13 protein-coding genes, 1 pseudogene and 1 riboswitch are annotated in these 13,528 nt (G+C 54.4%); of the genes and pseudogenes, 10 read left to right on the forward strand and 4 right to left on the reverse strand.

Annotated features, from left to right (window positions below):
* Positions 1 to 94: 94 nt before the first annotated feature.
* The 4 genes from trhP to yegS all read left to right on the forward strand — a co-directional run bounded on the left by trhP (position 95) and on the right by yegS (position 4,514).
* Positions 95 to 1,456, forward strand: a complete 1,362-nt coding sequence (gene trhP, locus L6R44_RS17195) for a prephenate-dependent tRNA uridine(34) hydroxylase TrhP (protein ID WP_023312421.1) — start codon at positions 95 to 97, stop codon at positions 1,454 to 1,456.
* 417 nt (positions 1,457 to 1,873) lie between these two features.
* The gene (locus L6R44_RS17200) at positions 1,874 to 2,839 is read left to right on the forward strand and encodes a hypothetical protein (protein ID WP_032641686.1); all 966 of its coding nucleotides are present in this window, start codon (positions 1,874 to 1,876) and stop codon (positions 2,837 to 2,839) included.
* 61 nt (positions 2,840 to 2,900) lie between these two features.
* On the forward strand, positions 2,901 to 3,452 hold the full coding sequence (locus L6R44_RS17205) for a hypothetical protein (RefSeq protein WP_032642669.1): 552 nt from the start codon (positions 2,901 to 2,903) through the stop codon (positions 3,450 to 3,452).
* A 162-nt stretch (positions 3,453 to 3,614) separates the two neighbouring features.
* On the forward strand, positions 3,615 to 4,514 hold the full coding sequence (yegS, locus tag L6R44_RS17210) for a lipid kinase YegS (RefSeq protein ID WP_237424903.1): 900 nt from the start codon (positions 3,615 to 3,617) through the stop codon (positions 4,512 to 4,514).
* Positions 4,515 to 4,567: 53 nt separating this feature from the next.
* On the opposite strand, the gene fbaB is transcribed toward yegS, so the two are convergent.
* A complete protein-coding gene (gene fbaB / locus L6R44_RS17215; RefSeq protein WP_237424904.1) occupies positions 4,568 to 5,620 on the reverse strand; it encodes a class I fructose-bisphosphate aldolase in 1,053 nt (350 codons plus the stop codon).
* A 250-nt stretch (positions 5,621 to 5,870) separates the two neighbouring features.
* Here fbaB and L6R44_RS17220 point away from each other — a divergent pair, with 250 nt between their 5' ends.
* From L6R44_RS17220 to L6R44_RS17230, 3 genes are read left to right on the forward strand one after another with little or no spacing between them, the layout of a single operon-like run.
* Positions 5,871 to 7,148 (forward strand): nucleoside permease, encoded by a 1,278-nt coding sequence (locus L6R44_RS17220; RefSeq protein WP_237424905.1) that lies wholly within the window; start codon positions 5,871 to 5,873, stop codon positions 7,146 to 7,148.
* Entirely contained in the window at positions 7,145 to 8,149 is a 1,005-nt protein-coding gene (locus L6R44_RS17225) for an ADP-ribosylglycohydrolase family protein (RefSeq protein WP_032641694.1), read from the forward strand. Before L6R44_RS17220 ends, L6R44_RS17225 begins: the two co-directional genes overlap by 4 nt.
* Positions 8,146 to 9,099, forward strand: a complete 954-nt coding sequence (locus tag L6R44_RS17230) for a PfkB family carbohydrate kinase (RefSeq protein ID WP_237424906.1) — start codon at positions 8,146 to 8,148, stop codon at positions 9,097 to 9,099. Before L6R44_RS17225 ends, L6R44_RS17230 begins: the two co-directional genes overlap by 4 nt.
* Here the strand turns inward: L6R44_RS17230 and L6R44_RS17235 are convergent.
* Genes L6R44_RS17235 through thiM form a run of 3 tightly spaced genes read right to left on the reverse strand, consistent with a single transcriptional unit; the run spans position 9,073 to position 11,429 of the window.
* Positions 9,073 to 9,819, reverse strand: a complete 747-nt coding sequence (locus tag L6R44_RS17235) for a GntR family transcriptional regulator (RefSeq protein ID WP_025760289.1) — start codon at positions 9,817 to 9,819, stop codon at positions 9,073 to 9,075. The genes L6R44_RS17230 and L6R44_RS17235 overlap by 27 nt on opposite strands.
* Positions 9,820 to 9,861: 42 nt before the next feature.
* Entirely contained in the window at positions 9,862 to 10,662 is an 801-nt protein-coding gene (thiD, locus tag L6R44_RS17240; RefSeq protein ID WP_237424907.1) for a bifunctional hydroxymethylpyrimidine kinase/phosphomethylpyrimidine kinase, read from the reverse strand.
* Complete coding sequence (gene thiM, locus L6R44_RS17245) at positions 10,659 to 11,429, reverse strand: hydroxyethylthiazole kinase (protein WP_237424908.1); 771 nt, start codon at positions 11,427 to 11,429, stop codon at positions 10,659 to 10,661. Before thiM ends, thiD begins: the two co-directional genes overlap by 4 nt.
* A 35-nt stretch (positions 11,430 to 11,464) precedes the next feature.
* Positions 11,465 to 11,562, reverse strand: a riboswitch (TPP riboswitch).
* A gap of 418 nt (positions 11,563 to 11,980) precedes the next feature.
* Between thiM and L6R44_RS17250 the strand changes: the two are divergent.
* The 3 genes and pseudogenes from L6R44_RS17250 (at position 11,981) to L6R44_RS17260 (ending at position 13,253) form a co-directional block, all read left to right on the forward strand.
* Positions 11,981 to 12,429, forward strand: a pseudogene (locus L6R44_RS17250) (STM2901 family protein).
* Positions 12,423 to 12,749, forward strand: a complete 327-nt coding sequence (locus L6R44_RS17255; RefSeq protein ID WP_032646524.1) for a DUF1493 family protein — start codon at positions 12,423 to 12,425, stop codon at positions 12,747 to 12,749. The pseudogene L6R44_RS17250 and the gene L6R44_RS17255 overlap by 7 nt, the downstream one beginning before the upstream one ends.
* Positions 12,750 to 12,767: 18 nt before the next feature.
* The gene (locus tag L6R44_RS17260) at positions 12,768 to 13,253 is read left to right on the forward strand and encodes an Hcp family type VI secretion system effector (RefSeq protein ID WP_237424909.1); all 486 of its coding nucleotides are present in this window, start codon (positions 12,768 to 12,770) and stop codon (positions 13,251 to 13,253) included.
* The last annotated feature ends 275 nt before the right edge of the window (positions 13,254 to 13,528 follow it).

Below are 13,528 nucleotides of genomic sequence, written 5' to 3' on the forward strand. Positions count from 1 at the left end.
AGCGCTACAATGCCCGCCCTTAATGTGGGGGATCTCCCCTTACCGCTGCACCTGGTGCACGCGGATCTGACCTGTCATCAGAACGAGAACAAACATGTTTAAACCGGAACTCCTTTCCCCGGCGGGAACGCTGCAAAATATGCGTTACGCTTTCGCCTACGGCGCCGACGCCGTGTATGCGGGCCAGCCGCGCTACTCGCTGCGCGTGCGCAACAACGAATTCAACCACGAGAACCTGCAGCTCGGCATCAACGAAGCGCATGCCCTGGGCAAAAAATTCTACGTGGTGGTCAACATCGCGCCGCACAACGCCAAGCTGAAAACGTTCATCCGTGACCTGAAGCCCGTTGTGGATATGGGCCCGGACGCGCTGATCATGTCAGATCCGGGTTTAATCATGCTGGTTCGGGAGAACTTCCCGGAGATGGATATTCACCTCTCCGTACAGGCGAACGCCGTCAACTGGGCGACGGTGAAGTTCTGGAAGCAGATGGGGCTGACCCGCGTCATTCTGTCCCGCGAGCTTTCGCTGGAAGAGATCGAAGAGATCCGCACCCAGGTGCCGGATATGGAAATCGAAATCTTCGTTCACGGCGCGCTGTGCATGGCCTACTCCGGCCGCTGCCTGCTCTCCGGCTACATCAACAAGCGCGACCCGAACCAGGGCACCTGCACCAACGCCTGCCGCTGGGAATATAACGTCCAGGAAGGCAAAGAGGACGACGTCGGCAACATCGTCCACAAGCACGAGCCGATCCCGGTGACCAACGTTGAGCCGACGCTGGGCATCGGCGCGCCAACCGACAGCGTGTTTATGATTGAAGAAGCCAAGCGTCCGGGCGAGTACATGACCGCCTTTGAAGACGAGCACGGCACCTACATCATGAACTCGAAAGACCTGCGCGCCATCGCCCACGTCGAGCGCCTGACGCAGATGGGCGTGCACTCTCTGAAGATTGAAGGCCGCACCAAATCCTATTACTACTGCGCGCGCACCGCGCAGGTATACCGTAAAGCCATCGACGATGCGGCAGCCGGTAAACCGTTCGATACCAGCCTGCTGGAAACGCTGGAAGGCCTGGCCCACCGCGGCTATACCGAAGGCTTCCTGCGCCGTCATACCCACGACGACTACCAGAACTACGAGCACGGCTACTCCGTTTCCGAGCGCCAGCAGTTTGTCGGTGACTTCACCGGCGAGCGCAAAGGCGCGCTGGCGGCCGTGGCGGTGAAAAACAAGTTCACCAAAGGCGACAGCCTGGAGCTGATGACCCCGCAGGGCAACATGAACTTCACGCTGGAGCATCTGGAAAACGGCAAAGGCGAAGCGATTGACGTGGCGCCGGGCGACGGTCATACCGTCTGGCTGCCGGTGCCGGAAGAGGTGGAGCTGAAGTTCGCGCTGCTGATGCGTAACTTCAACGGTGAAAGCACCCGAAATCCGCACGGCAAATAGTCAATCAGGGAAATTTTTTCACGGTGGGATAATTCTTAGAATCGGATCACATACCGCTTCGTTCAATACGGGTATTATCCCCCCGCTGAAAAACATAACCCATAAATGCTAGCTGTACCAGGAACCACCTCCTTAGCCTGCGTAATCTCCCTTACGCGGGCTTATTTTTTTGTACCATTCATTCCACTTATTAAGAATGAGAATGCATTGCCCCACCAAATGAAGGGTGTTGATTCGTGACAGATTCTGCTGGAATATCTTTTACGAAAATCGGGCGGGTGTATGACGTTCATCACAACTTTTCGTGGAGCTGGCGGGATAACGCGTTATTCGGATCATTCCTAATCCCCGTCCACAACATGCCCCTTACTCTTAATTTCTTGGCGATATACGATTTCACACGGACGGAGAGTAGATATGACATTTCCTGGTCAGATTTCAAAGGATATTCCGGATTACGCACTCGCACGCAGTCTGGGTCTTGCCTCCGGCGGCGATATAAATTTCACCGCTCTTGCCAGTCAGTTAGACTGTAGCCGTAACTTTAGCCAGGTTGGGATCATCTACTCAGACGGTGCGCGTCAGTGGTTAGTGAGACCCTCAAGACGAATTGCATCGCCAAACGAAAGCTCGGTAAGTCATGTCGTCATCACTAAAGTAAACGCTTCATCAAGTAATCCTATCCAGGCAACGACGACGACGATTCAGTCACCTTCACTCGCAACTGAAATTGGTTCTACGGCGATTTCTTGCGGAGCTGCCATTCTCACTGTCGTTCTTGCTGCAGGCGCAGGTATGGCCATTCCTCTCACCGCAGGTTCTTCCGGTGCTGTTGCCGCTGTGATTGTCGCTGGTGGTGTAGCAACAGGAATTCAGTGTGCAAACGGGCTTGGCCGCTTGTCGCTTATTGCCATGAACCATAATGACTATGTTGCGTGGATGGATTCCCAGGAGTGGTACACCGCAACCAATACTGCTCTCGATGCGATATCACTTGCCGGGGCCGCTGCGGGTCTGAAAAGCGCTGTATTAACCTATCGCCTGCTTAATCGCTCTACGTCTGAAAGCTTACTCTCGTTATTACAAAAAATGAGCCGAGCGGATCGCACGCGGTTAACTGAGGAAATCATTCGTATCCGAAATCCCGGAATCTCGAATTCAGGCGTTAAAGCAGCGATGAAAGCCGGGGTTTACCCTAAACGCTATCCTTCAGAAGCGCTACAGCAGCTCTTACAGCGTGAGCTATTGAATGCTATTTCAAACTCCTCAGCGTTTGTTGGCAGTGCTGTCTCGGGTACAATCCGGAATCCTCAGAATATTACACAATCTGGTAAATACGTTTTTGGTTTGATTCAGTCTTTTTCATTTACAGGAAGTTATTAAACCGGACATGATAAATTATATCAAGAAGAGCCTGGCATTAAGCACTGTGATAACAGGTGAAATGGCGACTGACGATCGCCAAAGGCTTGAATCATTGAAAGATCGCTTAAAAGATCAGTTCGGTGTTCCTGTGGGTGTACATATGACAGGCATTCCATTAGCAATAAGTACCTTACTCACTATTTTTTGCTACGCTTTGCTACAAGTTTCTGTCTGGATTTTGCTCTTTCGCCTGCTTGGTTTACCTGAATTTAAGGTTATGATGGGGGTATTCTTTGCAGCAGTGGTGTATTGCATGGTAGTGATGAGCACTATGTTTTTAACTGCCAGAGGGTCCTTAATAGGATATAAGCTGCATATTTCTGTTATTACACTGACTGGCGTGATGAGCATCGTTTATTTTCTCTGGACGTGGATTTCGCTTTTATTCAGCGCTGTAGAAAATTACACACCGCAGATAACCTCCTTGTTAGGCCTGGGATTTTTCTGCCTGAACATTGTGTGGATGAATACATCAGTCTTTTACCGCTCAATTGCGCTAACGCTACATAATCGGGTGTGGCGTAAGCAGTTGAAGATTGAGAACAGGCAAATGGCAGGACTCAAACGTTGACAGCAAGAGTCAATTGAGAGATCGGCCTATAAAAGGTAAACGCCTCATAGGGGGATATCCCCCCCTTTCCGAAGCCATATTTTTGTCTTTCATCCTGTTCTTACCCGCTTTTTGCCGCTCTGCTATACACTCTTACTAACGCTAAAAAAGGGAGCAGCGCGGATGGCAACCTATCCAGACAGTTTATTGATTCTCAATGGCAAAAGTGCAGGCAACGATCTGCTGCGTCAGGCCATTCAGGGGTTGCGTGACGACGGCGCACGCATTCACGTCAGAGTGACGTGGGAGAAAGGCGACGCGGCACGCTATATCAATGAAGCCCTCGGGCTTGGCGTCAGCACCGTCATTTCCGGCGGCGGCGATGGCACCATCAACGAGATCGCCTCTGCGCTTATCGACCTGCCGCCGACAGACCGCCCGGCGATGGGCATTTTACCGCTCGGCACCGCCAACGATTTTGCCACTAGCGCCGGGATCCCTGAGACGTTAGATAAGGCGCTTCAGCTGGCGATCCTCGGCAAGGCCACCGCCGTAGATATCGCGCAGGTGAATGACAAAACCTGCTTTATCAATATGGCGACCGGCGGGTTCGGCACGCGCATCACCAGCGAAACGCCGGAAAAACTGAAGGCAGCGCTGGGCGGCGTGTCGTATCTCATCCACGGTCTGATGCGCATGGACACCCTCAAGCCTGACCGCTGCGAAATTCGCGGCGAGAATTTTCAGTGGCAGGGTGACGCGCTGGTGATCGGCATTGGCAATGGCCGTCAGGCGGGGGGCGGTCAGCAGCTGTGCCCGGAGGCGCTGATCGATGACGGTCAGCTACAGCTGCGGATTTTCACGGGCGACGGCCTGCTGCCCGCGCTGTTTACCACGCTGACGCAGCCGGAAGAAAGCCCAAATATCATTGACGGGAAATCCGCGTGGTTTGAGGTAAATGCCCCGCACGGGATGACGTTTAACCTCGACGGGGAACCGCTGAGCGGAACGCAGTTCCGCATTGAGGTATTGCCCGGCGCGCTGCAGTGCAGGCTGCCGCCGGACTGTGTGCTTTTGCGCTGATGGTATTGCCGGGTGGCGGCTACGCCTTACCCGGCCTACGTTTCGTCCCCAGGTCAGGCAATCGTGACTTTGCTGTCCAGATAGACGTCCTGCACCGCATTGATCAGCTTCACGCCGTCGGCCATCGATTTCTTAAACGCCTTGCGGCCAAGGATCAGCCCCATGCCGCCCGCGCGTTTGTTAATCACCGCCGTACGCACCGCGTCTGACAGGTCGGTATCGCCGCTCGCCGCGCCGCCGGAGTTAATCAGCCCCGCGCGGCCCATATAGCAGTTCGCCAGCTGGTAGCGCACCAGGTCGATCGGGTTATCGCTGGTCAGCTTGCTGTACACGCGGTCATCGGTATAGCCAAAATTCACCGCTTTATAGCCGCCGTTATTTTCGGCCATTTTCTGCTTCACGATATCCGCGCCGATGGTTGCCGCCAGGTGGTTCGCCTGGCCGGTCAGGTCGGCAGACACGTGGTAATCCACCCCGTCTTTTTTAAACGCCGAGTTACGCAGGTACGCCCACAGCACGGTCACCATGCCGAGCTCGTGCGCGCGCTCAAACGCCGCGGAGATCTCTTCAATCTGACGACGGGACTGCTCAGAGCCGAAGTAAATCGTCGCCCCGACGGCTACCGCCCCCATGTTGAACGCCTGCTCGACGCTGGCGTAGAGGGTCTGGTCATATTCGGTGGGGTAGCTGAGGGTCTCGTTGTGGTTCAGCTTCACGAGGAACGGAATGCGGTGGGCATAGCGACGCGAAACCGAGGCCAGCACGCCGTAGGTGGAGGCCACGCAGTTACAGCCCGCTTCAATCGCCAGCTCAACAATGTTCTTCGGATCGAAATAGAGGGGATTCGCCGCAAAGGACGCGCCCGCCGAGTGCTCTACGCCCTGGTCCACAGGCAGAATAGAGAGATACCCGGTGCCGCCGAGCCGCCCGGTGTTGTAGAGCGTCTGCATGTTTCGCAGGACCGCAGGCGGACGGTTGTTATCGACCATCACGCGGTCAACGTAGTCATGACCAGGCAGATACAGCTGGTCGGCTGGAATGGTCATACAACGATGCTGTAAAAGGCTGTCGGCGTCTTTGCCAAGCAACTGCGCAATATCAGTCATGTGATACTCCCGTAGGTCCGACGTCGTGTCGGTGTGTGTTTATCCAGTCCCATTATTGATGGGCAGACTAAGCCTGGTACCGACTTAACCGATTTTCCAATTTTTGCATTCTTTTTCAGCACAATCTGCTGGCTCGATTCGTGTACAACAAAACTGTTACATTGATCAAACAATCGCCACAAAGGTATTTAAAAGGTATTATTCAGTGGTATGTTAAAGGCGTACCCTCTCTGACATGCAGGATTAAAAAATGAAAACGAAAGTCCAACTGTCATTCATGATGTTTGTTGAATGGTTTATCTGGGGCGCATGGTTTGTGCCGCTGTGGCTGTGGCTGAGCAAAAGCGGGTTTACCGCCGGGGAAATTGGCTGGTCTTACGCCTGTACCGCCATTGCGGCGATCCTCTCCCCGATTCTGGTCGGCTCGCTGACGGACCGCTTCTTTGCCGCGCAGAAAGTGCTGGCGGTGCTGATGTTTGCCGGAGCCATTCTGATGTACTTCGCCGCGCAGCAAACCCAATTCAGCACCTTCTTCCCGCTGCTGCTGGTTTATTCCCTGACCTATATGCCGACCATCGCGCTGACCAACAGTATCGCCTTCGCTAACGTGGACGACGTCGAGGCCGATTTTCCGCGCATTCGCGTGATGGGCACTATCGGCTGGATCGCCTCCGGGCTGGCGTGCGGCTTTCTGCCGCAGATGCTGGGCTACAGCGATATTTCCGATACCAATATTCCGCTGCTGATGACGGCAGCCAGCTCCGCCCTGCTCGGCGTCTTTGCCCTGTTCCTGCCGAACACGCCGCCGAAGAGCACCGGCAAGCTGGATTTCAAAGTGATGCTGGGGCTGGATGCGCTGATCCTGCTGCGCGACAGAAACTTTCTGGTGTTCTTCTTCTGCTCGTTCCTGTTTGCTATGCCGCTGGCCTTCTATTACATCTTCGCCAACGGCTACCTCACCGAAGTGGGGATGAAAAACGCCACCGGCTGGATGACGCTCGGGCAGTTCTCCGAGATCTTCTTTATGCTCGCCCTGCCGTTCTTTACCAAACGCTTTGGTATTAAGAAGGTCTTACTGCTGGGCCTGATTACCGCCGCCATCCGCTACGGGTTCTTTGTGTACGGCGGCGCGGAACAGTACTTCACCTACGCCCTGCTGTTCCTCGGCATTCTGCTGCACGGCGTGAGCTACGACTTTTACTACGTCACCGCGTACATCTACGTGGATAAAAAAGCGCCGGTGCATATGCGCACCGCCGCGCAGGGCCTGATTACGCTGTGCTGCCAGGGCTTTGGTAGCCTGTTGGGTTACCGCCTGGGCGGCGTAATGATGGAAAAAATGTTCGCATACAAAGAGCCGGTGAACGGGCTGACCTTCAACTGGGCCGGAATGTGGGCGTTTGGCGCAATCATGATTGCCGTGATTGCCGTGCTGTTTATGCTGTTTTTCCGCGAATCGGATAAAGAGATCGCCGCAATTGAGGTGATTGATGGCGATACCGCGCTGACACAAGGGGAAGTTAAATGAAACAAGAACGTGTTCTCGGTGCCCTATACGGGCAGGCGTTAGGGGATGCGATGGGCATGCCGTCGGAGCTGTGGCCGAGAAAGCGCGTCAAGGCGCACTTCGGCTGGATCGACCGCTTTTTACCCGGCCCGGCAGAGAATAATGCGGCCTGCTATTTCAAACAGGCAGAGTTCACTGACGATACCTCCATGGCGCTGTGCCTGGCGGATGCGATTATTGAGTGTGAGGGAGACATTAACGCGGACGTTATCGGCAAACATATCCTTAACTGGGCGCTCGATTTCGACGCGTTCAATAAGAACGTGCTCGGCCCGACCTCCAAAATCGCGCTAAACGCGATTCGCGACGGAAAGCCGGTCAGCGAACTGGAAAACAACGGCGTAACCAACGGGGCGGCGATGCGCGCCTCCCCGCTGGGCTGCCTGCTCCCGGCCACGCGTCTGGAACACTTTGTTGGGCAGGTGGCGCTGGCCTCCAGCCCGACCCATAAATCGGACCTCGCCATTGCCGGCGCGGTGGTGATTACCTGGGCGGTTTCTCGCGCTATCGACGGCGAAAGCTGGCAGAACATCGTCGACGCGCTGCCGGGTATCGCCCGCTATGCGCAGGAGGCGAAAACCACCACCTTTAGCGCATCGCTGGCGGCACGTATTGAGCTGGCGCTTAAGACCGTGCGGGAAGCCAACGGTATCGACTCTGCCAGCGAGCAGATTTATCAGCTGATTGGCGCGGGAACCAGCACCATTGAGTCCGTTCCGGCAGCCATTGCCATGGTTGAACTGGCGGGAACCGACCCGAACCGCTGCGCCATTTTATGCGCCAACCTGGGCGGCGACACCGACACCATTGGCGCCATGGCGACGGCCATCTGCGGTGCGCTGCACGGCGTACGGGCGATTGATCCGGCGCTTAAAGCCGAGCTCGACGCCGTTAACCAGCTCGATTTCGGCCACTATTGCGAGAAGCTGCTGCACTACCGGGAGCAAAGGGAGGGCGTATGACGTCATTTGCCCAACGTCTTGATGCTCTGCACGCTACGCGCCCGGTGACGGTGCTGGGCGCAGCGGTGATTGACGTCATCGCCGACGCCTACGCCCTGCCCTGGCGCGGGTGCGATATCGAGCTCAAACAGCAGGGTGTGAATATTGGCGGCTGCGCGCTGAATATCGCTATCGCCCTGAAGCGGCTCGGCATTTCGGCGCAAAACGCCCTGCCCGTCGGCCACGGCGTGTGGGCGGATATCATCCGCAACGCCATGGCGAAGCAGGATCTGCACAGCGCCATCGAGGCCGAAACCGGCGACAACGGCTGGTGCCTGGCGCTGGTGGAGCCAGACGGCGAGCGCACCTTTATGTCCTTTAGCGGCGTGGAGAACCAGTGGCAGCAGCGCTGGCTTGATGTGCTAAACATCCCGCAAAACAGCCTGGTCTATTTGTCCGGCTATCAGCTGGCCTCGCCCTGCGGCGAGCTGTTAACGGACTGGCTGGAGGGGTTGCAGGACGTGACGGCCTTTATCGATTTTGGCCCCCGCATCGCGGACATCCCCGACGCGCTGATGGCGCGGATTATGGCCTGCAGGCCAATCGTCTCCCTTAATCGTCAGGAAGCGGAAATCGCAGCCGGGCGGCCAGGCGTCGGGGTTGAAAACCTGGGTACGGAGTGGCAGCAGCGCTTCGGGGCCGCGCTGATTGTGCGCCACGATAAAGACGGCGCGGTCTGGTATGACGGCGGTTGTTCGGGCGTGGTTCCGGCGTTTCCGGCAACGGTCGTGGACACCATCGGCGCGGGCGACAGCCACGCGGGCGGCACGCTTGCCGGGCTGGCGGCGGGATGGCCGCTGGCAGACGCCGTTCTGCTGGGAAATGCCGTGGCTTCCTGGGTTGTCAGCCACCGCGGCGGGGATTGCGCCCCCACCCGCGAGGAATTACTCCTCGCACACAAAGACGTATAGATCGCTGCGACAGTAGCTGATGCTGTACTCAATCGGCCGGTGCTGTTGGTCAAGCGCAACCTGCTTGATCACCAGCACCGGAATTTTTTCATCCATCTTAATGTGCGCCTGAAACTCGCTGTCCGGCATGCGGGCGCTGACCCGTGAACGGGTGCGCTGCGGGAAAATATTCTGGCTGCGGAAATAATCGTAAAGCGAAATGCCGATCGCATCCGGATCGGGAATGAGCCCGACCGGCACCCAGGACTCCTCAATCGAGACGGCGTCCTCATCAACGTAGCGAATACGCTTGAGCAGGAAAACCTCACTCTCGGGGGGAATTGAAAGATGATTCGCCACCTCTTCCGGGCACTTCACCACCCGCTTGTTGACCCACAGCGTATTGGGCTTTTGGCCGCGCAGCACGACCTGCTGTGAGAACCCGCGCGCCTCTTTCAGGGAATACTCGAAGATATTGTTGATTTGCGTGCCATAGCCACGGGCGCGCGTCACCACGCCCTCTTCCTCCAGCGCCTGCATCGCTTTTCGCACGGTAATGCGCGACACGCCGGTTAGCTGGCTCAGATCGCGCTCGCCGGGCAAAATATTCCCGTGCTCCAGCACGCCGCTGCGCACCGCGTTTTTTACCGTTTCGGCAAATTTCAGGTACAGCGGCGTGTTGTCAGGCGCGGCGATCCGTTCATTCAGTTGAGCGATTAACCGGGTATGCGCTTGTTCCATCTCTGTTTTCTCAGGCGTGGTGTTTCCTGCCAGTATACTGTCTTACCACCATGCATGAAAATGATGTACCGGCCCAATACCGTGACCGACTTCCAGAGTATCGGCTTTTGCCAGCGCCGCCGAGAGCCAGGTTTTCGCTTCCCGCACCGTTTCGGCCCAGCCGTCATGGCGTGGGCGCAGCGCCGCCAGCGCGGCCGAGAGCGTACAGCCCGTACCGTGGGTATTTCTGGTCTGCACGCGCGGCGCGGTAAAACGCAGCTCGCCATCGCGGGTAAAAAGCCAGTCCGGGCTTTCAGCGTCGTCAAGATGACCGCCCTTCATCAGCACCGCCCCGCAGCCCATCGCCAGCAGCGCGTTCCCCTGCGCTTTCATCTCGCGTTCCGTTCGCGCATGCGATGTGCCCAACAGCGCGGCGGCTTCCGGGAGATTGGGCGTAATGAGCGCCACCTGCGGCAGCAGCTTTTTGCGCAGGGTTTCCACGGCAGTGGCGGAGAGCAGCGGGTCGCCGCTTTTCGCCAGCATCACGGTGTCCAGCACGACGTTTTGCACCTGATACCGTTTAAGCCGTTCGGCCACCGCTTCCACAATGTCCGTCTCGGCCAGCATGCCTATTTTTGTGGTGTCTATACGCACGTCGCTGAATACCGAATCCATCTGCGCGGCAACAAAATCCGGCTCAATACGGTAGACCGACTGCACGCCGCGCGTGTTTTGCGCCACCAGGGCGGTGATGACCGAGCAGCCGTATGCGCCAAGGGCGGAGAAGGTTTTCAGGTCAGCCTGGATACCCGCGCCGCCGCTGGGATCGGTGCCGGCAATGGTCAGGGCATTAATTCGCTTCATGCCTGCCCCTCCAGCGTGTAGAGCGCGTCGAGGAACGCGCTGGCAAAACTGCCCGGGCCACGCGACTGCGCAACGGCGATCGTCCCGGCCCGCTTCATAAACCCGCAGGCGGCAGCGACGTTATCCAGCCGGTCACCCGGCAGCGAGCAGCTCGCCGCCACAACGGCAGAGAGCGCGCACCCGGTGCCCACCACGCGCGTCATCAGCGGATCGCCGCCCGTTACGGTGCGCGTGCGCTGTCCGTCCGTGATGTAATCCACCTCGCCGGTGACGGCCACTACGGCATTGGTCTGGCGAGCCAGCGCTTCGGCAGCAGGCAGCGCGCTGGCGGCGGTATCGGTCGTATCGACGCCGCGCCCGCCCGCGCTCATCCCGGCAAGGGCCAGGATTTCTGACGCATTGCCGCGAATGGCGGCCGGTTTCAGGGCAAGGATTTGATGGCAAAAGCGGGTGCGGAACGCGAGCGCGCCAACGGCAACCGGGTCCAGCGTCCAGGGCTTGCCTGCCGCCACCGCGCGTTCAATCGCCCGACGCATCGACTGGGCGCGCGGCGAGGTCAGCGTGCCAACGTTTATCAGCAGCGCATCGGCTATCGCGGCAAACTGCTCGGCCTCTTCGGCCTCAATCACCATCGCCGGGGATGCGCCAAGCGCCAGCAAAACGTTGGCCGTAAAGGACTGTACGACATCGTTGGTCATACACTGGGTCAGCGGAGAACGGGTGCGGAAGTGATGTAAAACGTGTAAATCGAGCAGGTCAGGCTGCATGGTTTCGCTCCTGCCTTGCGTGAAGAAGCGATGACCGGGAAGGCATCTGACTTCCCTACGCTGGCATTATCCAGATCAGGTAATACGGGTATTTCTCAGCCTTCAACGAAGAAGGGCACCCCGAGTCATTTGGTAAGCATTAGCTTACTTTTTGCCAGATTAGGGGAAGTTGCTTGCTCAAGCAAGCCCACTCTTTCGGATAATGATTCTTCACGCAAGGCAGGAGCGAAAGACTTCGAATACTCAGAAAGAACAACGACACCCAATTACTCTCTGTCTTTTTAATTAAACGACTAAAAGATCCTTCACAGAAAAGAAAATAATTAACATTTTAATAGATGGTATTGAGCAGTAGCTAATGAATCCCCTTCTCTTTCCCTTATATAATTCACTGGTATCCGACTGTCTCAATGTATAGCCTGCACACATAACCTTTATCATTTAGCCAACAGCACTTTGATTTTAAGTGCTTTTTCATAAAAACAGCTTCCCCTTTGTACTTGCACGCAGTACGATTAATCAACATGTTACCTGAAACTAAAGGGTTACTGATGGATACAGTTGAAGAATTAAATGGAACATATTTCTATCGTGGCGTATGCAATATCACTGCAGGAGAGTTATTTTTTGGGATTTTACTGGATAGAGTTAATGATCAATTTGGCGGAATTAAAGATGTTATTTCAATAAGCTGTATTATTCTGGGCTGCCATTATTAAAAACAAGAGGTAAACCTTACGGAACCACAGCGGGTACGTCAATAGCATCAAAATACCTTCGCCAACTTCTTAACACTGAATTACCTGTAAGACTTCCAACTCTTACAGAAGCGAGCATAACAACACTTAAGCCTAAATATGTTACTAACCTGGGCGCTTTTGTGGGGCGTGGATTACCTGTTGTTGGTTGGGCTATAGTAGCGAGCGACATTAGTAAAATCGTTTATAAAACCGTTCGTGACTACAACACAATCGCACACGAGAAAGATCGCATATGGTAACAGATCAGGAAGTTTTAGAGCTATTCCGTAAAGAGTTACCTGTGTCAGGTACATTCACAGGAAAGCTGATACCGTTAGAGCTTGATGATATTCTTCAAGACTATGCAGACGATGATGATTTAATTTATTGCATTAATAAATACGACAGATTTTTTAATGTTGACATGTCAGCAATGAATTATCAGAAATATTATCCGTGGTTTAGAACGTGGTTCTTTAGAAGATGGTTTACTGATAAACCAGTAAAGCAAATCTCAAAACCTCTTACTGTAAGGATGTTTGCAGAATCGGCTAAAGCAGGAAGATGGTTATACGACTAACAGCAAGGAGCGTTAAAAATGGCTGTACCAGTACATTTGATTTTAAAAGATGATGGTGGATCTCAGATCATGGGGTCTTGTGACGTTCATGGACGTGATGGAAGCATAGAACTACGTAGCTTACAGCATAGCGTGATCATTCCTACAGACAATTTAACAGGTAAAGTGACAGGAAGCCGACAACATTGCTCATTCAATTTCACTAAAGAGATTGATAGTTCATCACCCTATCTGTTTAAAGCAGTTGCAACGGGGCAAACTCTTAAAAGCGCTGAGTTTAATTTCTATCGTATCAACAACAGCGGGCAAGAGGAAATTTACTACACCATTACACTAGAAAATGTGAAAGTAGTTAGCTTTAGCCCTGTGATGCATGATACCCGAACGGCTACGGGTACAGGCCATATGGAAGATGTGTCTTTAGCTTATGAAAAGATCACTCACCTTTATAAAGATGGCAATATCTTGCATTCCGATGCCTGGAATGAAAAGAGACAAGCTTAGCATAACCCACTCTAAATATGGGGCTATCATGCCCCCTCTTCTAAACTCTCCATTTCGTATAACAACCTTCTTACTTAGATATAGCAATTCAAGCTAGATACAACTTCGTATAAGTTTTCAACACATTTATTTTTAGTGAGTAACTACAGAGAAAATCTTTAGTTGAATACCAACTTTCATTCAAAACACAAAAAGGATTCAAAAGCAAAGAATGTAGAAAAATCTATAAATTTGAATTAACTGTTTTACACATTTAGCATGATTTTATAGTTAAA

This window comes from Enterobacter cloacae complex sp. ECC445 (genome assembly GCF_021892025.1).
Classification (GTDB): Bacteria; Pseudomonadota; Gammaproteobacteria; order Enterobacterales; family Enterobacteriaceae; genus Enterobacter; species Enterobacter chengduensis.

Coding starts and splice junctions, on each gene's coding strand:
- trhP (WP_023312421.1), top strand. CDS start 95: ATGTTTAAACCGGAACTCCTTTCCCCGGCGGGAACGCTGCAAAATATG.
- L6R44_RS17200 (WP_032641686.1), top strand. CDS start 1,874: ATGACATTTCCTGGTCAGATTTCAAAGGATATTCCGGATTACGCACTC.
- L6R44_RS17205 (WP_032642669.1), top strand. CDS start 2,901: ATGGCGACTGACGATCGCCAAAGGCTTGAATCATTGAAAGATCGCTTA.
- yegS (WP_237424903.1), top strand. CDS start 3,615: ATGGCAACCTATCCAGACAGTTTATTGATTCTCAATGGCAAAAGTGCA.
- fbaB (WP_237424904.1), bottom strand. CDS start 5,620: ATGACTGATATTGCGCAGTTGCTTGGCAAAGACGCCGACAGCCTTTTA.
- L6R44_RS17220 (WP_237424905.1), top strand. CDS start 5,871: ATGAAAACGAAAGTCCAACTGTCATTCATGATGTTTGTTGAATGGTTT.
- L6R44_RS17225 (WP_032641694.1), top strand. CDS start 7,145: ATGAAACAAGAACGTGTTCTCGGTGCCCTATACGGGCAGGCGTTAGGG.
- L6R44_RS17230 (WP_237424906.1), top strand. CDS start 8,146: ATGACGTCATTTGCCCAACGTCTTGATGCTCTGCACGCTACGCGCCCG.
- L6R44_RS17235 (WP_025760289.1), bottom strand. CDS start 9,819: ATGGAACAAGCGCATACCCGGTTAATCGCTCAACTGAATGAACGGATC.
- thiD (WP_237424907.1), bottom strand. CDS start 10,662: ATGAAGCGAATTAATGCCCTGACCATTGCCGGCACCGATCCCAGCGGC.
- thiM (WP_237424908.1), bottom strand. CDS start 11,429: ATGCAGCCTGACCTGCTCGATTTACACGTTTTACATCACTTCCGCACC.
- L6R44_RS17255 (WP_032646524.1), top strand. CDS start 12,423: ATGGTAACAGATCAGGAAGTTTTAGAGCTATTCCGTAAAGAGTTACCT.
- L6R44_RS17260 (WP_237424909.1), top strand. CDS start 12,768: ATGGCTGTACCAGTACATTTGATTTTAAAAGATGATGGTGGATCTCAG.